Source organism: Pseudomonas lurida, assembly GCF_002563895.1.
Taxonomy (GTDB): domain Bacteria; phylum Pseudomonadota; class Gammaproteobacteria; order Pseudomonadales; family Pseudomonadaceae; genus Aquipseudomonas; species Aquipseudomonas lurida.
On the sequence record NZ_PDJB01000001.1, the window covers coordinates 4,658,286 to 4,674,544 of the forward strand.

Consider the following 16,259-nt stretch of genomic DNA (forward strand, 5'->3'; position numbering starts at 1 on the left):
ACGAGCGTTCCCAAGGAGCCCGCATGAACACCGTCGCCCATTACTTCCTGCTGTATGTGGACAGCCCGGCCACCAGTGCCAACTTCTATAGCCGCCTGCTGGACAAGCCGCCGGTGGAGCTCAACCCGACCTTCGCCCTGTTCATTCTCGATAATGGGGTAAAGCTGGGGCTGTGGTCGCGCCATACCGTGCAGCCAGCGGCCCGGTTCACGGGCGGTGGCGGTGAAGTGGGGGTGTCCCTGGCCAACCAGGCCGCCGTGGATGCCTTGCACGACCAATGGGTCGAGCGCGGCGCGACAATCATCCAGTCACCGACCACCCTGGACTTCGGCTACACCTTTGTCGCCCAAGACCTCGATGGCCACCGGTTGCGCGCATTCTGCCTGAGTGACTGACCGCCAGCGCCCTTCCAGGCTGATGGCGGCGACGCTGGCCAACACGATTACGCCGCCCAGTGCCACTTGCAGGGCGATGTGCTCGCCCAGCAGTGTCGCCGCCATCGTCATCGCCACCGGCGGGATCAGGTACATCGCCACCGACGCGCGGCTGACCTCGACGTGTTTCAACACATACCCCCAGGCCAAGTAGGCCAGGGCGCTGGGGAAAATCCCGAGCACCAGCACCGCGAGGTTCTCCGACAAAGGCGCCTGCATCACGGCGGCGGGCAGGCCCGGCAGGTTCACGCACAGCATCAAGGTGCCCGCCCACACCATGTAGCACGCCATCGTCAGCGGGCTGTAGCGATGGGCATAGTGTTTCTGGATGGCGAAATACAGGCTCCAGGACACCGCCGCCAGCAGGATCAGTAAGCCGCGCGGGTCGATGTCACCCACGGCGTGATCGCCCCAGATCACCACCAGTACGCCGAGCAACCCCAGCAACACGCAGCTCCAGCGCCACAGGCTGACCCGCTCCTTCAAGCAGAAAAACGCGATCAGCCCGCTGAACAGCGGCGCCGATTGCGCCAGCACGCTGGACGCCGCCGCCGTCACGAATTGCTGGCCGTAATTAAGGCTGGTGTGGTGCAGGAACACGCCGAAAAAACTCAGCACCAGCAGCCACGGCAAATCCCGCAGACGTGGCCGGCCGATGCCCAGCACCAGTGCCACGCCGGCCATGAACACCGAGGCGATCAGAAACCGCAGCAACGCAAGCTGGCCGGGGCCGTAGCTGTGCAGCCCCATGTGCACGCCAATCGGCGAATAGGCCCAACAGAGGATGACGCTGGCGATGACTAGCGTAAGCTTCAGGGGTGACGGGGTATTCATCGACGGCATCCACGCACTGAGAAGGAATGCCGTCAGTCTTGGCTGGGGCAAGGCCCAGGACAATTAACCGTTTCTGACTTCTGAAATCACTGGAACTGAGCAATGGAACTGGCCCAACTGAAAATGGTGCGAGCCGTGGCACAAACCGGCAGCGTGGCCCAGGCCGCCGTGCAATTGCATTGCGTGCCGTCCAACATCACCACGCGTATCAAGCTGCTGGAAAACGAGTTGGGCACACCGCTGTTTATCCGCGCCGGGCGTGGGCTGGCGATCAGTGCTGCCGGTGAGATCTTCCTGGAATACTGCGAACGCATTCTGGCGTTGGTGGACGAGTCCAAGCGCGCCGTGGACGCCAACGCCATTCCCCGTGGCACCCTGCGTATCGGCGCAGTGGAGTCCAGCGCCAGCGGGCGCCTGCCGCCGCTGCTGGCGGAATATCACCGGCGCTACCCGGATGTCAGCCTGGAACTGGTGACCGGCGCCTGGGGCGAACTGCTCGACGATCTGCAACACCACCGCCTGGACGTGGCGCTGGTGGCTGCCGGCAACAAACGCGCGAAGCTCGAACACAGCGTGGTCTACAGCGAACGCCTGGTGCTGATCGCCAGCGCCTCGAGCGAACCTATCCATAGCGCCGAAGACCTGGCCGGCCGCACCCTGCTGGTATGGCCACCCGGCTGCCCCTACCGGGCGGCGCTGGAGAATTGGGTCAAGCCCCACGCCTTCAAGCCGACCATTGCCAGCTATGCCAGCTGGGGCACGATCATCGGTTGTGTCAGTGCGGGGATCGGCGTGGCGCTGGCGCCGGAAGGCATCCTGGCCCGCTATGAACAGGCCAATCAGCTGGCGTCGTACCGCTTTGAGGAACTGCAGGCGGTGGACAACCTGCTGTTCTGGCACAAGGACACGCAACGGCACCTGGCGCGGGATGCGTTTGCCGGATTACTGCGCGAAACATTCGGTGGATGAAGACCCGCTCGCACATTTAGATTTTTATCGTTCAGCGCTTGGGAGCTGCCAGCCGCGCGTACTGATCCTGGCTGATCCATCCGGTAAACGAGCGATCATCGGCATTGATGAACTCGACCTGGGCCCAGCCATCCTTGAATGCCAGCACACCGACCACGTCATTCTTGACGATGTACGGACGCTTGGCGGCCTTGGCACTTGGATTTTTCAGCAGGTATGCCTTGTCGGCTGAGACCTTGACCAGGCCGATCCATTTTTTGCTGGCGGTCTGGGTCAGGTCCAGGCCGGTGGCAATCTCCGGCATCAGCACATTGAGGCAACCCGGATGCTGACGGCCTTCTGCCACGGTCAGGGTCACGCCATCGGACGACGGTGCCACGCTGCCGGGGTAAGCGTCGTCGAGCCACGTGGTCAGCGCGGCGGGCGGGCCTTGCAGGTAGAACGCGCAACCGCGGGTCACGCCCTCGCCCATTGTTTGCGAATAGTAGCCTTCGACCTGGTGCTCAGGCGTCACCGCCAGCATCAGCTCTTCGTATTTGCCCGAATGCAATGCGGGTGAACCGGCAAAGGCAGGCGCAACGGCGCACAACGACAACACACCCAGTGCTAGAAAACGGATCATCTTATTTTTTCCCTTCAAGTTTCTCGTAGGCTTTTTGCATAAGGACGTCATAGTTGCCGTAGTCCTCGCCGTTATAGTTACGGGCCATGCCGGTAAAATCCTTGCTTTTCATGGCTTTCATCAACGCCGGGCTCTTGCTGCAAAATCCGAGGAATGCCTTTAGTTGATGACCGGCATTCACTTTTAATGCCGCAGAGAATTCAAACACTGTCTTGTAACCGCAGGAGGCGTAGTTGAACCCCATGATCTGAAACATGCCCCACGACGCCGACATCAACGCGGCTTCCTGATCCAGGGCAAAGGCAGTGGCCATGGTTTCCCAGGCCTTGGCCTGGTCCTTGTTATTGGTCTGCCACTGCGGCCCGGCCTTTTTCTTGTAGGGGTACGACAGCAGCGGGTGCGCCTGGTCGTAAATGTGTTTGGTGTACTTGCGAAACAGGTGCCCCTCGAACGCGATCACCGGCAACTTGGCCGGCCCGAAGCCGGAACGCCCTCCGGATTCCACGGTGGCAAACGCCTTGATGATATTCACCGAAATGCCATTACCCAACTGTGTGGCGGCATTCTGGAAGTCGGTCTCGCTCAGGGTCATGCCCCCATCGCACGTGGCCTGGAGCATCAATTGGCGGTTGCGCTTCTCGGCCTCGATCATCGCCCGCATGCGGTCCAGGTAGACATTGACCGTGGCCTGCACCGCATCCCCCTGATTGTTGCCGAACGCATTCAGGAAGGTCGGTATGCGCATGCTCGGGAAGGCTTTGACCGGCACCTTCACCGCCTCCTCGATCAAGCTGTTGAAGGTTTTACCGGTAGGGTCGATCACGCCATCGGGGTGGGCGTATTTGAGATGGCGAAACTGGTACTGGCTGATGCACTGCACCAACTGGCCGTCGCACTTGCCGTTTTCGGCCAGCGGAAAACCCAGCTTGGGAATGATCAGATTGAATAAATACTGGATGCACTGCACATCGGCGGGCAAGTTGCGGGCTTTACCGGGCGCGCCTACCGAAGCACTGATAAGACGGGGCAACCCTTGCAGGCTTTTCATCACAGACATCCTTGTTAGTTAAAGATGTGGTGGCACTTCAATATCAACTCCCTCCCCTTGTCATACTCTGAAACAAGTGGCTGGCGGAAACTAACAAGGTAGTTTTGGGTTGTCCAGAGCGACCGGTGAAAGTTGTGAAACAGCCGAATTAATTAACTCAGTAACCGTGGAATTCCCGGGTTTTCTGATATTTGTGGAAATCAATCCACTCGACCACATCGTAAGGCAGGTAAAGCTGCACCCGCGCCCGGGAGATGGCGATGTAGACCTCGCAGAGTCGTTGGTCGAACGCGTAGGCATCCTTGAACTTCACGTTGGTGAGCAACTCGGGTGTCAACAGCACCCGATCGAACTCCATACCGCCTGCCTCTTCCGCCCGCATCAGCAGGCAGCGCTTGCCAGGGACGCCACCCAGGCGGTTCAAGCGTGTGATATCGGCCACGTTGAAGCCTTTTTCCAGCTCACTCTCCACCCACAGGAACGCCTCATCGAACTGGCTGGCATCACGCACCTGCTGCCAGTCGTCCAGGTCGCTGAAATACGCGTGGGGGCCATTGTCATTGTGCTCGTTGCTGTAGAACTCCGGCTTGAACAAGGCGATGACGCTGATCATAAAGCGTTGCAGATCCTGCTGCGCCGCGCTGTCGGGGAAACCGAACGGGCAATTGGCTTGCTGCAACTGGATCGCCCACTTCATGGTGTCCCAATAGGACGCGGTCAACACCACGCAGCCTTCCGGTGGCACGAAGCCCTGGGGGTAGTGTTCGATGCCGACGTCGGCATCCCGCGCGCCTTCGAAGGGCGTCTTGCACTTCTGCGAATGCACACTGATCAACGGGTTGACCAAGCGCTCGACGTTGCGGCCCGAGCGCACGGAATAACTGATGTCCGTGTGCCGGACCTCACGCTTTCTGCGGACCATCACACCGCGGGCCAATTGGTATTCATCGCCGAGGGTAATCAGCACCTGGCGGCCGCGCTCGATAATCTGCAGCAGCGACGGCGGGATGTCCTGGCTTTCATCGATCAACACGTGGGTGTACCGGGGCGGCACCACACAGCCTTCAAGGCAGGCGCGCTTGATCAGCCACAGCGCCGCGAAGGCGGTCTGGCCGGCCCATTGCGGGTTGGCCTCCAGGTACGTCCACAAACGGCTGGAATACTCCAACAGCGCCTGGGCATCCACGCTGGACAACGGCTGTTTGAAATGCGGCAAATGCCTGGCCGACAGACTGTGATGGCTGGAATGGCAGTAGCTTTCGAGCACCTTCAGGCAGATATCGAGTGTTGCCGCGCCATCGTGCCCCCGCCAGCCATGGATATTAAGGGCCTGGGACACTTCGTGTTTACCGGGCAACCTGGCCGGCGTGTTCTGAGCGCCGGGTCGTGGCCCCTGCAACAGGGCCTTGGCGAAGGCGGCAAAGGTCGAACCGGCCTTGCTGTCTTTCGCCAGCCCCATACGCTCGCGCAGCGTCGCCAGTTTTGCCCCGGTACGCGCCAGCACCAGGGTCTGCGCGGGGCGCAGGCACTCCATCAAGGCGCCGAGCAGGTGGCTTTTGCCAATGCCCGCGTAGCCTTGCACATGCAGGTCTTCGTTCAGGTTGGCGCGAAACGTCCGCACCAGTTTGTCCTGGGCCGGGCTGAGCCAGCGTTCGCGGTGACGGGGCGTGATCATCTGCTGGCTGAACGGGTCATTGCTGCGTAGATGCCGAACTTTGTAGCCGATATCCCATTTGCCCGAAGGCAGCAGGTATTCCCGCGCCGCGACTTCTTCAGCCGACAGCAGCCGCAAGTTGACGGTCTTGAGTGCATTGAAACCGAAGTACAGCTTGCGCGGATCGAACAGCCGCTGGGCTTCGGACAGCAACGTCGCGGCGCCCCCAGGCTGCGCGTCTACCGCCCAGTCGATCAGCTTGGTCAGGATGCGCTCGGCGCCGGCGCACGTCAGGTCTTTTTCCGCGGCCTGGGTGAGGTTCTGGATGACCAGCACGGCGGCCAGCTCCGGGTCCGTGAGGCCGGCCAGGGCCTTGGCGCCGTCCACCCCGAGCAGGGCCGTGCAGGTTTCATCCGTGACAGGCAGGAAGACAGGGCTGGATAAATCAAAGTGTTCCGGTTGCATAGTTCCTCACAGCCAGGAAATCAGGGATTGCCCTGACCACCCAGCTCAAACCGATATTCTCCAAGAGAGCCTGACATACCGCCGCCATGGGGACGCGCGTCGGGCGTAGAGACCATCGCCGTGACCTGCTGCTGGAGTTCGAAGACCGCCATATCGAGCAGCCTGCGCAGGTCCTCGGCACGGTGTGCGGCCACATTCAATTGCAGCGTATAACCACCAGCAAGCGGCGGCGGCGCGGGCTCGGCGAGCGATGCGGGCTCATCGGCCACGTCGGTCGCACGGATCATTTGCGCCTCGCTGAGGATCTCCGCGTGCTCGTCATCCATGAGGTCCAACACCCTTGATAACTCCAGGGTCTGTTCAGGGTGCGATTGGATGCGATCCTTGATTTCCAGGCGCCGCATCTGCCATTCCCGCAGTTTTTCGCGAGTGAGGTCGTCGACTTTTTCCACGTGTGCTGTCTCCGGATGCCAGGCACTGGAGTATGCCGCCATGGGCTGCCTGATGGCAGATGGCGTGAAAGCATTTTTGAATTGATAGTGAAGAGGTACTGCAAGAAAGAGCGTTATGGAGGCAACCCCACCAGCCACACCCCGGCACACAATGTTCCCGCTGTGGCTGCTGCCTTCCGGCTCTGACCAGGTTCACGGGTAATCGTTGCGGGGGGACCGATGGGGTCACCATAACGACGCTGGCCTCTCGGCAAGCCGCGCCATTGTACCGATCTCATCGGAAGTTACAACCGTTCGGGCCGGATAAAAAATATGAAGGGGCTCAAGTACTTGCCACAGCCCTCAGCATCACGCTTGTCCCCTGTGGGAAGGGGCTTGCCCCCGATGACGGTCTACCGGCCCATAAATCAGTTAACGGGCGCACCGCCATCCGGGGCAAGCCCCCTGCCACAGTGGCTCATCATTGTGCCAAGACCACCTCATCCGCCCGGCCACCCTCTTCCTGGATCACCAGGTGAATGAAGTGCAGCTTGGCGATCACCGCCGGTGGCAGCACGAAGGGATAGAAATCCGGCTGGCCCATGCTGCGTGACAGTTCGTTGAGCATGCCGGCCAGCTCGATCCAGGCGTTGACGAACGACAGGAACGCCGCGCCGCCGGGATGCTCAGGATCGTAGAGCGTGCTGAGGGGGAATGGCTGGTAATCCAGGTCCATCTCGCGGGCGCTCATGCCAAAGCCGAGGGCGGTGTCGACAGCATCCATCATGTGCAGGTAGTGGGCCCAGGTTTCGGCCCAGTCTTCCCAGGGGTGCATGGTGGCGTAGGCGCTGACGCAGGTTTGCTGCCAGTCAGGGCGTGGGCCGTTCTGGTAGTGGTAGTCGAGTGCATCGGCGTAACTGGCGCGTTCGTCGCCGAACAGGCTGCGAAACGGTTCAAGCCAGTGGGTATTGGCGATCAGGCGATCCCAGTAGTAATGGCCGACCTCATGGCGAAAGTGACCGAGCAGCGTGCGGTAGGGTTCGCGCATCTGTACGCGAACCTTCTCACGGTGGGCGTCGTCGGCTTCCTTGATGTCGAGGGTGATCAAGCCGTTCGCATGGCCCGTCATCGGCGCATTGCCTTCCAGGTCGATACCGACGAAGTCAAAGGCCAGGCCGCTGTCTTCATCAGCGGTCTTGGGCACCACTTTAAGGCCGAGGCTGATCAATTGCGCGACCAGCCGGCGCTTGGCGGTTTCGACTTTGCGCCAGCGCTCAGGGTTTTCCGCGATCGACAGGTCGGGGATGGTGCGGTTGAGGCTGCACGCCACGCACAGCGGCGCGGTGCTGTGCGCTGGGATCAGCCAGTTGCAAGCGGCCGGTGTGTCGAGGTTGGCGCAGCGACGGAAGGCACCAGCGTCGAGGTTGCCATCTTGCAGCCAGGTGCCTTCGACCGGGCCGGGCTGCAGGGAAGCAAGCCGGCTTTGTTGCGGTTGATAGCCCAGCAATGCCTGGCAGGCCAGGCATTGGCTGTTGCGAAAGAACAGGGATTGGCCGCAGCGGCACTCCCATACCTTGCTGTCACGAGACGTACCGGCTACGAAGGGTGCAGCAATGCGCGAACTGAGTTGCTCGAAGTAGCGGAACATGGCGATCTCTCCCTGGGTGACTGAGACTAGATCAATTCCCTTCGAAGATCGTTCCGAAAATATAACGATACCTTGCAGGAGCCCGGCTTTGCGGCGATGACGATTTCGCGCACGTATCGCCAGCAAGCCGGGCGCCTACCGTGGAGGGGTGTCAATCGACCTTGATAGCGTGCTTGGCGAGGAAGGCGACGAAGGCGTCTTCGTCCAACACCTTCACGCCTAGTTCATTGGCCTTGGCCAGTTTGGAACCCGCGCCCGGCCCGGCCACCACGCAGTGGGTCTTCGCCGAGACGGAACCGGCCACCTTGGCGCCGAGGCTTTCGAGCTTGTCCTTGGCCACGTCACGGCTCATCAGCTCCAGGGAGCCGGTGAGCACCCAGGTGTGCCCAGCTTCGGGCAACCCTTCGACGACTTTCTTCTCGCTCAGCCAGTGCATGCCGAAGTCCTTGAGCTGCTGCTCAATGGCCAGGGCGCGGTTGACGTTGTCTTGGTTATCAAAAAAGTCGCGTACGGCCTTGGCCTGCTTCTCGGGCAGGGCCTGGCGCATATCCAGCCAGTCGGCCTTGATCACACCTTCGAGGGTGACGAACTTGTCCGCGAGTTTCTGCGCAGCGCCAGGGCCGACGCTCGGCACGTGCAGCTTGTCGAGCAAACCACCCAGGGTAGTGCTGGCGGCGAATTCGGCGCTCAGCTCGCCCTCCTCCTGCAATTGCAGCGCGCATTCCTGCGGCGACAACAGTGCGCCGATCACGTCCTGGTTGTGGCCGTCCTCGAAGAAGCTGTGGATCTCGTGCGCGACTTCCAGGCCAACGTCCGGCAAGTACGTGAGCACTTCCGGCAAGGCCTTCTGCACGCGCGCCAGCGAAGCCAGGGAGCGCGCCAGCACCTTGGCGGTCTCCTCGCCCACGTCGGGGATGCCCAGGGCATAGATAAACCGCGCCAGGGTCGGGGTCTTGCTGTTCTCGATGGCGGTGATCAGCTTCTTGCTGGAGATGTCGGCAAAGCCTTCCAGGTCGATGATCTGCTCGTACTTGAGCTTATAGAGATCAGCGGGTGAGCCGATGAGCTTTTCATCCACCAGTTGCTCGATGGTCTTGTCACCCAGGCCGTCGATGTCCATGGCGCGGCGCGAGACAAAATGGATGATCGCTTGCTTGAGCTGTGCGGCACAGGCCAGGCGGCCGACGCAGCGGTACACCGCGCCTTCGGTGACGGTTTCCTTGCCCTTGCTGCGTTTGACCAGTTGCGTGCGCTCCACATGGGAGCCGCACACCGGGCAGGTTTCGGGGATCTGCACGGCACGGGCATTTTCCGGACGGCGCTCGGGCACCACGGACACCACCTGAGGGATCACATCACCGGCGCGGCGGATGATCACGGTGTCGCCGATCATCAGGCCCAGGCGCGCGACTTCGTCCATGTTGTGCAAGGTGGCGTTGGACACGGTCACACCCGCGACCTTGACCGGCTTGAGCCGCGCCACGGGGGTGACGGCGCCGGTGCGGCCGACCTGGAATTCCACGTCGAGCAGTTCAGTCAGCTCTTCCATGGCCGGGAATTTATGCGCGATGGCCCAGCGCGGCTCGCGGGCGCGAAAGCCCAGTTCACGCTGGGAGGCAATGCTGTTGACCTTGAATACCACGCCATCGATCTCATAGCCGAGGCTGCTGCGCCGCTCGCCAATATCGCGGTAGTACTCCAGACATGCCTGGATGCCCTTGGCCAGCTTCAGTTCGTGGCTGATGGGCATGCCCCATTTCTGCAACTGCTTCAGGTTGCCGATATGGGTATCGCTGATGTCGGCGGTTACCTGGCCAATGCCATAGCAGCAGAACTCCAACGGGCGACTGGCGGTGATCTTCGAATCCAGTTGGCGCAGGCTGCCGGCCGCGGCATTGCGCGGGTTGGCGAAAGTCTTGCCGCCGACTTCCAGTTGCGAGGCATTGAGCCGTTCGAAACCGGCCTTGGACATGAACACTTCGCCACGCACTTCCAGGGTTGCCGGCCAGCCGCTGCCGTGCAGTTTCAACGGAATATTGCGCACGGTGCGCACGTTGACGCTGATGTCCTCACCGGTGGTGCCGTCACCCCGGGTGGCGCCGCGTACCAGTTCGCCGTCCTGATACAGCAGGCTCACCGCCAGGCCGTCCAGCTTCGGTTCGCAGCTGTATTCCACCGCTGCACCGCCACCGAACAAGTCCCCCACCGGCAGGTCGAGGCCTTCGGTCACCCGGCGATCGAATTCGAGCAGGGTGGTTTCATCAAAGACGTTACCGAGGCTGAGCATCGGAATTTCGTGCCGTACCTGGGTGAACGCCGACAACGCCGCACTGCCGACCCGCTGCGTCGGCGAATCGCGCGTTACCAGGTCCGGATGCTCGGCTTCCAGGGCCTTGAGCTCGTGGAACAGCCGGTCGTACTCGGCGTCCGGAATGCTCGGCTCGTCGAGGACGTGGTAACGGTAGTTGTGCTGATCCAGTTCAGCGCGCAGTTCGAGAATGCGGGTGTGGGCGGCGGTCATGGGTGTTCTCTCAGAAAGCAAAAGAGCAGCCGAAGCTGCTCAATATGTTAGTGCGCTTATTCTACTGACAACGCTGAAGACCAATCCTCAGCGTTTCTGTGTCAGGGCGCGACGCTCGAACTCGACGATGCGCTGACGGTAATGTTCGATGGTTTGCGCGGTGAGGACGCTACGCTGGTCGTCCTTGAGCTCGCCATTGAGTTCCTGGGACAGCTTGCGGGCCGCGGCCACCATCACGTCGAACGCTTGTTTCGGGTGACGCGGGCCTGGCAAACCAAGGAAGAAGCTCACGGCCGGGGTGCTGAACAGGTCGATATCGTCCAGATCAAACGTGCCCGGCTTGACGGCGTTGGCCATGGAGAACAGCACTTCACCGTTACCGGCCATGCTCTCGTGACGGTGGAAAATATCCATCTCGCCAAAACGCAGGCCGCTTTCGAGGATGTTCTGCAGCAAGGCCGGGCCTTTGAAGCCAGCGGCGTCGCGGCAGATCACGCTGATCACCAGCACTTCTTCGGCAGCCGGCTGGTCGTTCACCGATTGGCGCGACGCCGTTTTACCCAAGTTTTCATCCGGGAAATCATCATCGCGGCTGCTGAAGCTCGGGCCTTCGTCGACGTCAAGGTTCAGGTCACCCTGATGCGGCTCGGCCACGGCGGCATTGGCGCGCTTGCCACGCTTGGAGGACGGCTCGCGGGCTTCACGCACGGGTGCGCTCATCGAGGGCAAGTCGTGCTCGTCCAGTTGTGGCTCTTTATGGGTATCCAGCACACGGGGCGGCCCCAGCAGCTCGGCGCTGCCGTCGTCGTCGGGCAAGTTGGACAGGTTACGGTCCAGACGGAATTTGAGCTTGCCCTTGCCACCGCGCATCCGGCGCCAGCCATCAAAAAGAATACCGGCAATGACAATAATGCCGATGACGATCAGCCACTCGCGCAGACCGATTTCCATGTAATCCCGTGCCTCTAATAAAAAATGCTGAAAAATAAGGGGTTTAGCAACGTGCAAACCGCTTTAAAACGTGGCGCCAACTCTATGTTCTGACTGACGTTTTGCCCACGCATACGAAAATTTGACATTAAACTAGCACGACCAAAGATAACTTTACACCGTCTGTCAAAATGCCTTGAACAAATATGTCCATTTGCCACTTTCGCCAGGCCGGTAAATCGTCCTACAGCGTGCTAGGAATTTTCTCTGTTGGCGCGGCTCAGGATTCAACCATCGCCATCGCTTCTTCCACATCCACCGCCACCAGGCGCGAACAACCCGGTTCGTGCATCGTGACACCCATCAACTGATCAGCCATTTCCATGGCGATCTTATTGTGGGTGATATAGATGAACTGCACGGTCTGGGACATCTCCTTGACCAACCGCGCGTACCGTCCAACGTTAGCGTCATCCAGCGGGGCGTCAACTTCGTCGAGCATGCAGAACGGCGCCGGGTTCAACTTGAAGATGGCAAATACCAGGGCCAGTGCGGTCAGGGCTTTCTCGCCGCCGGACAACAAATGGATGGTGCTGTTCTTCTTGCCCGGAGGCCGCGCCATGATCGTTACCCCTGTATCGAGTAGATCTTCGCCCGTCAGTTCCAAGTAAGCGCTGCCACCGCCGAAAACTTTCGGGAATAAGGCCTGTAAACCGCCATTAATCTGATCAAAGGTATCTTTGAAGCGGTTACGGGTTTCCTTGTCGATCTTGCGGATCACGTTTTCCAGGGTGTCCAGCGCTTCCACCAGATCGGCGTCCTGGGCATCCAGATAGCGCTTACGTTCCGATTGCTGCTGGTATTCGTCGATGGCTGCGAGGTTAATCGCGCCCAGGCGCTGGATACGCGCGGCAATGCGCTCGAGTTCTTCTTCGGCTTCTTTTTCGTTGGCCTGGGCGGTCAGCGTATTGAGCACGCCGTGCAGGTCGTAGCCGTCTTCCAGCAATTGGTCTTGCAGGGTCTTGCGGCGCACGGTCAGGGCTTGCCACTCCATGCGCTGTTGTTCGAGTTGGCCGCGGATCAACTGGGATTGCTGCTCGGCCTGGGTGCGGCGTTTTTCGGCGTCGCGCAGTTCGCGGTCGGCGTCTTCCAGGGCGATCTGCGCGGTCTTGAGCTCTTCGTCGACGGTCATGCGCTTGTCGAGCAACTCTTCGAGCTTGAGGCGGAGTTCTTCGAGCGGCGCTTCGCCCTCTTCGAGGTTGAGGCTCAGTTGCTCGCGCTTTTCGGTGAGGCGCTCGGATTGCATCTCCAGGCGCTCAAGGGCCTGGGCCGTCGACGCGTGCTGGGCCTTGAGCGAACCCAAGCGCACGGCCAACTGGTGGGCGTGGTCCTTGTGCTGGCGCGCCTCCTGGCGCACGCGGTCGAGGCGCTCGCGCAAGCTGTCGCGCTGGGCCAGCAGCAGTTCGCGCTGCTCGGTGTCCAGCGCCATGCTGTCGAGGGCTTCCTGCAAGTGCAGGCGGGCCTCACCAATCTGTTCGTGTTCGAGCGCGCGTTGCTCGCCCATCTCGGCGACTTCTTCGTCAAGCCGGGTGCGGCGCAGGGTCAGTTGCTCGACCTTGGCTTTGCTCGCAGAAAGCTGGGCCTTGAGCTCGCCTTGCTGGCGCGCTTCGTCCTGCAGGAGGCGGCGCAGGTGTTCGCGGCCGGTCTCTTGCTGGCGCTGGGTGGCGCGCAGGGTTTGCAATTCGGTTTCCAGGCTTTCGAGGGTGGCTTCACGCTCTTCGCGCTCGGCGGTCAGGTTGACGATTTCCTGGCCACGGGCCAACACGCCGCTTTCCGCTTCACTGGCGCGGCGCACGCGCAGGAAATGGCGCCCCACCCAATAGCCGTCGCGGCTGATCAGGCTTTCGCCGGCCGCCAGTTGGCCGCGCTGGGCCAGGGCCTGCTCAAGTGAGTCGACCGGCCTGACCTGGCCCAGCCACGGCGACAGATCAATCGCCGCTTCAACTTTATCCAGCAAGCTGCCCGGCACCCGTGTGCCATCGGCAGCCGGGCTGAGCAAACGCAAATCACCCTGGGCAAAACCGGCCAGGTCGAAGCCGCCAAAGTCATCGACCAATACGGCTTGCAGGTCGGCGCCTAAAACGGTTTCTACCGCCAACTCCCAACCCGCCTCGACTTTCAACCCCTCGGCCAGGCGCGGGCGTTCGGCCAAATGCTGATCGCGCAGCCATTCGGCAGTGCCAGTGCCTGGGTCCAATGCGGCTTGCTGCAAGGCTTCAAGGGAGGCCAAACGACCGTTGAGCCGCTGCAGATCGCCCTGAGCCTGTTGCTGCGCCTGGGTCGCCTGTTGCAGCTGCTGACGCAATTGCTCCAGGCGCTCCACTTGTTGTTCTTCGCTGGCTTCCAGTTCCTCCAGCGTCATCTCGCTTTCGGCCAGTTGCTCGCTCAGCTCCATGATGGCCGCGTCTTCCGGGTCGGCGGCGAGCAGCACGCGCTCTTCCTGCAGACGACGCTGGCGCTCGGCCAGGCGCTCCATGCTGGTTTCCAGCTGCTGGATGCGTGACTGCTGCACCTCGGCCTGGCGGCGCGGCTCGGCGGACTTGAGGTTGAACGTGTCCCACTGCTCCTGCCAGCCGTGCATGGTGGTTTCGGACTCTTCCAGCGCGGCGGCGGCTTCTTCGGCGGCGGCGCTGGTGATTTCCTGCTCGGGGATGAGCATGTCGAGTTCTTCGCCGAGGGTCAGCAGCAAAGTGCGGTCGTGGCCCAGGTGCGATTCGGTTTCCAGGCGCGCGCGCTCGGCTTCTTTCAAATCATCCTGCAACTGGCGCAGCCGCTGCTGGCCGTGCTGGATGCTCTGCTCCACGCGAGCAATGTCGCCCCCCACCGAATAGAAGCGGCCTTGCACCAGATTGAAGCGCTCGGACAGGTCATGGTGACCGTCACGCAGGCGTTCGATGCTGGCGTCGGCGTTGCGCTGCTCGGCCACCAGGGCTTCGAAGCTGATTTCCTGGGTGCCGATGATCGCTTCGCGCTGCCCCACCTGGTCATTCAGCGCCTGCCAACGCAAGGCCGACAATTGCGCCTTGAGCTGGCGCTCCTCGCCCTTGTATTCCTGATACTTCTCGGCAGCCTGGGCCTGGCGGTGCAGGCGCTCCAACTGGCGCTCCAGCTCTTCGCGCAGGTCGGTCAGGCGAGCGAGGTTCTCGTGGGTGCGGCGGATGCGGTTTTCGGTCTCGCGGCGGCGCTCCTTGTACTTGGAGATGCCGGCCGCTTCCTCGATGAAGTTACGCAGGTCCTCGGGCTTGGCTTCGATCAACTTGGAGATCATGCCCTGCTCGATGATCGAGTAGCTGCGCGGGCCCAGGCCCGTGCCGAGGAAAATATCGGTGATGTCACGACGGCGACACTTGGTGCCGTTGAGGAAATAGCTGTTCTGGCTGTCGCGGGTCACTTTGCGGCGAATGGAAATTTCCGCGTAGGCCGCGTACTCGCCGATCAACGTGCCATCGGAGTTATCGAACACCAGCTCGATGCTGGCCTGGCTGACGGGCTTGCGGCTGGTGGAGCCGTTGAAGATGACGTCGGTCATCGACTCGCCACGCAGGTTTTTTGCCGAGCTCTCGCCCATCACCCAGCGGACGGCGTCGATGATGTTCGACTTGCCGCAACCATTGGGCCCGACCACCGCCGCCATGTTACTGGGGAAGTTCACCGTGGTCGGGTCGACGAAGGACTTGAACCCCGCCAGTTTGATGCACTTGAGCCGCACGTCTAGGCGTCCGCCAACGCAGCGATGACCAGCGAGCAACTGCGCTGGCCGTAGGCCGACAGCACCTGGCGGATCTGCACCAGGTCGCGCGCCAGCACGGCGGCAAGCAACTGCTCGAACAGCGCCAGGTACTCGCTCATGGAAGCCTTGCGTTGATCCAGCGCGAGGTAATAGGCGCGGTTCATCGCCGGCTGCAGGTTCTCGACGGTTTCCTGCAAGTAGGGGTTATTGGCGAAGGGGTACGCGGCGCGCATCACATTGAAGCTTTCTTCGACGAAGGCGCGGATGTCCTGGCGCTCGAAGCTGCCCACCAGCCGTTGCTGGATCTGCAGGAACGGCGCCATGTCGGCCTGCACACGCCAACCTTCGGCAACCGCGTTGCCGAGCAGGATGTACAACTCCCCCATCAAGGTGCACAGGCTCTGCACCTTGTGGGCGGTGAGTTCGGTGACATGGGCGCCACGACGCGGCAAGATCGCGATCAAGTGACGGCGTTCGAGGATCAGCAAGGCTTCGCGCACGGAACCACGGCTGACGTTGAGTGCCAGCGTGACCTTTTGCTCCTGGATCCGCTCCCCAGGCTTGAGATCGCCGCGAATGATGCGTTCGGCGAGGTGGTGAGCGATTTGCTCGGCGAGACTGTCCGGCGCCTTGAACGTCATGTTTTCCCTTCAAAATCTTCTATCGGTACAAGCGCGGCAGTGTAGCGCATTGGCCCGCTGATGGCGCTACGCCCACCGTGGCGAATTTGGCATGAAATAAGCAACACGCAAACCCCATAAGCCGCCAAAAACAACGGTTCCAGAAGACTGGACCATAATTGAAAGTGTTGCGATCGCAATTTCTTGACCTTCTGGTCAGAAAATCGTTGACCGAAAAGTCAGACATGACTAGATTCGGCGCAAAGCGGTTAACAACAATAATGAGTCTGCGA

12 protein-coding genes and 1 other RNA gene are annotated in these 16,259 nt (G+C 61.3%); 2 read left to right on the top strand and 11 right to left on the bottom strand.

The window, feature by feature from the left end; genetic code table 11:
- Positions 1-23 precede the first annotated feature (23 nt).
- Positions 24-395, top strand: a complete 372-nt coding sequence (locus tag ATH90_RS21085) for a VOC family protein (RefSeq protein WP_034108177.1) — start codon at positions 24-26, stop codon at positions 393-395.
- Here the strand turns inward: ATH90_RS21085 and ATH90_RS21090 are convergent.
- Positions 309-1,268: a DMT family transporter gene (locus ATH90_RS21090; RefSeq protein ID WP_098467197.1), complete on the bottom strand. Its 960-nt coding sequence runs from the start codon at positions 1,266-1,268 to the stop codon at positions 309-311. The genes ATH90_RS21085 and ATH90_RS21090 overlap by 87 nt on opposite strands.
- Positions 1,269-1,370: 102 nt before the next feature.
- Here ATH90_RS21090 and ATH90_RS21095 point away from each other — a divergent pair, with 102 nt between their 5' ends.
- Entirely contained in the window at positions 1,371-2,237 is an 867-nt protein-coding gene (locus tag ATH90_RS21095) for a LysR family transcriptional regulator (protein WP_034108181.1), read from the top strand.
- A 31-nt stretch (positions 2,238-2,268) separates the two neighbouring features.
- Here ATH90_RS21095 and ATH90_RS21100 read toward each other — a convergent pair whose 3' ends face one another.
- The 10 genes from ATH90_RS21100 to ATH90_RS21145 form a co-directional block, all read right to left on the bottom strand.
- Entirely contained in the window at positions 2,269-2,859 is a 591-nt protein-coding gene (locus ATH90_RS21100; protein ID WP_034108182.1) for a hypothetical protein, read from the bottom strand.
- A gap of 1 nt (position 2,860) precedes the next feature.
- The gene (locus tag ATH90_RS21105) at positions 2,861-3,907 is read right to left on the bottom strand and encodes an N-acetylmuramidase family protein (protein ID WP_069077993.1); all 1,047 of its coding nucleotides are present in this window, start codon (positions 3,905-3,907) and stop codon (positions 2,861-2,863) included.
- Positions 3,908-4,064: 157 nt separating this feature from the next.
- Positions 4,065-6,026, bottom strand: a complete 1,962-nt coding sequence (locus ATH90_RS21110) for a hypothetical protein (protein WP_098467198.1) — start codon at positions 6,024-6,026, stop codon at positions 4,065-4,067.
- Positions 6,027-6,046: 20 nt separating this feature from the next.
- Positions 6,047-6,478 (bottom strand): hypothetical protein, encoded by a 432-nt coding sequence (locus tag ATH90_RS21115; protein WP_098467711.1) that lies wholly within the window; start codon positions 6,476-6,478, stop codon positions 6,047-6,049.
- Positions 6,479-6,603: 125 nt separating this feature from the next.
- Positions 6,604-6,700, bottom strand: an RNA gene (gene ffs / locus ATH90_RS21120) — signal recognition particle sRNA small type.
- Positions 6,701-6,938: 238 nt separating this feature from the next.
- Positions 6,939-8,105, bottom strand: coding sequence for a zinc-binding metallopeptidase family protein (locus tag ATH90_RS21125; protein WP_034108185.1), 1,167 nt, complete (start codon positions 8,103-8,105; stop codon positions 6,939-6,941).
- 151 nt (positions 8,106-8,256) lie between these two features.
- On the bottom strand, positions 8,257-10,626 hold the full coding sequence (ligA, locus tag ATH90_RS21130; RefSeq protein ID WP_098467199.1) for an NAD-dependent DNA ligase LigA: 2,370 nt from the start codon (positions 10,624-10,626) through the stop codon (positions 8,257-8,259).
- Between the two features lie 87 nt (positions 10,627-10,713).
- On the bottom strand, positions 10,714-11,577 hold the full coding sequence (gene zipA / locus ATH90_RS21135) for a cell division protein ZipA (protein WP_034108189.1): 864 nt from the start codon (positions 11,575-11,577) through the stop codon (positions 10,714-10,716).
- A 259-nt stretch (positions 11,578-11,836) separates the two neighbouring features.
- Complete coding sequence (gene smc, locus ATH90_RS21140; protein WP_034108191.1) at positions 11,837-15,325, bottom strand: chromosome segregation protein SMC; 3,489 nt, start codon at positions 15,323-15,325, stop codon at positions 11,837-11,839.
- A gap of 2 nt (positions 15,326-15,327) precedes the next feature.
- The gene (locus tag ATH90_RS21145) at positions 15,328-15,987 is read right to left on the bottom strand and encodes a GntR family transcriptional regulator (RefSeq protein WP_034108193.1); all 660 of its coding nucleotides are present in this window, start codon (positions 15,985-15,987) and stop codon (positions 15,328-15,330) included.
- Positions 15,988-16,259: the final 272 nt, after the last annotated feature.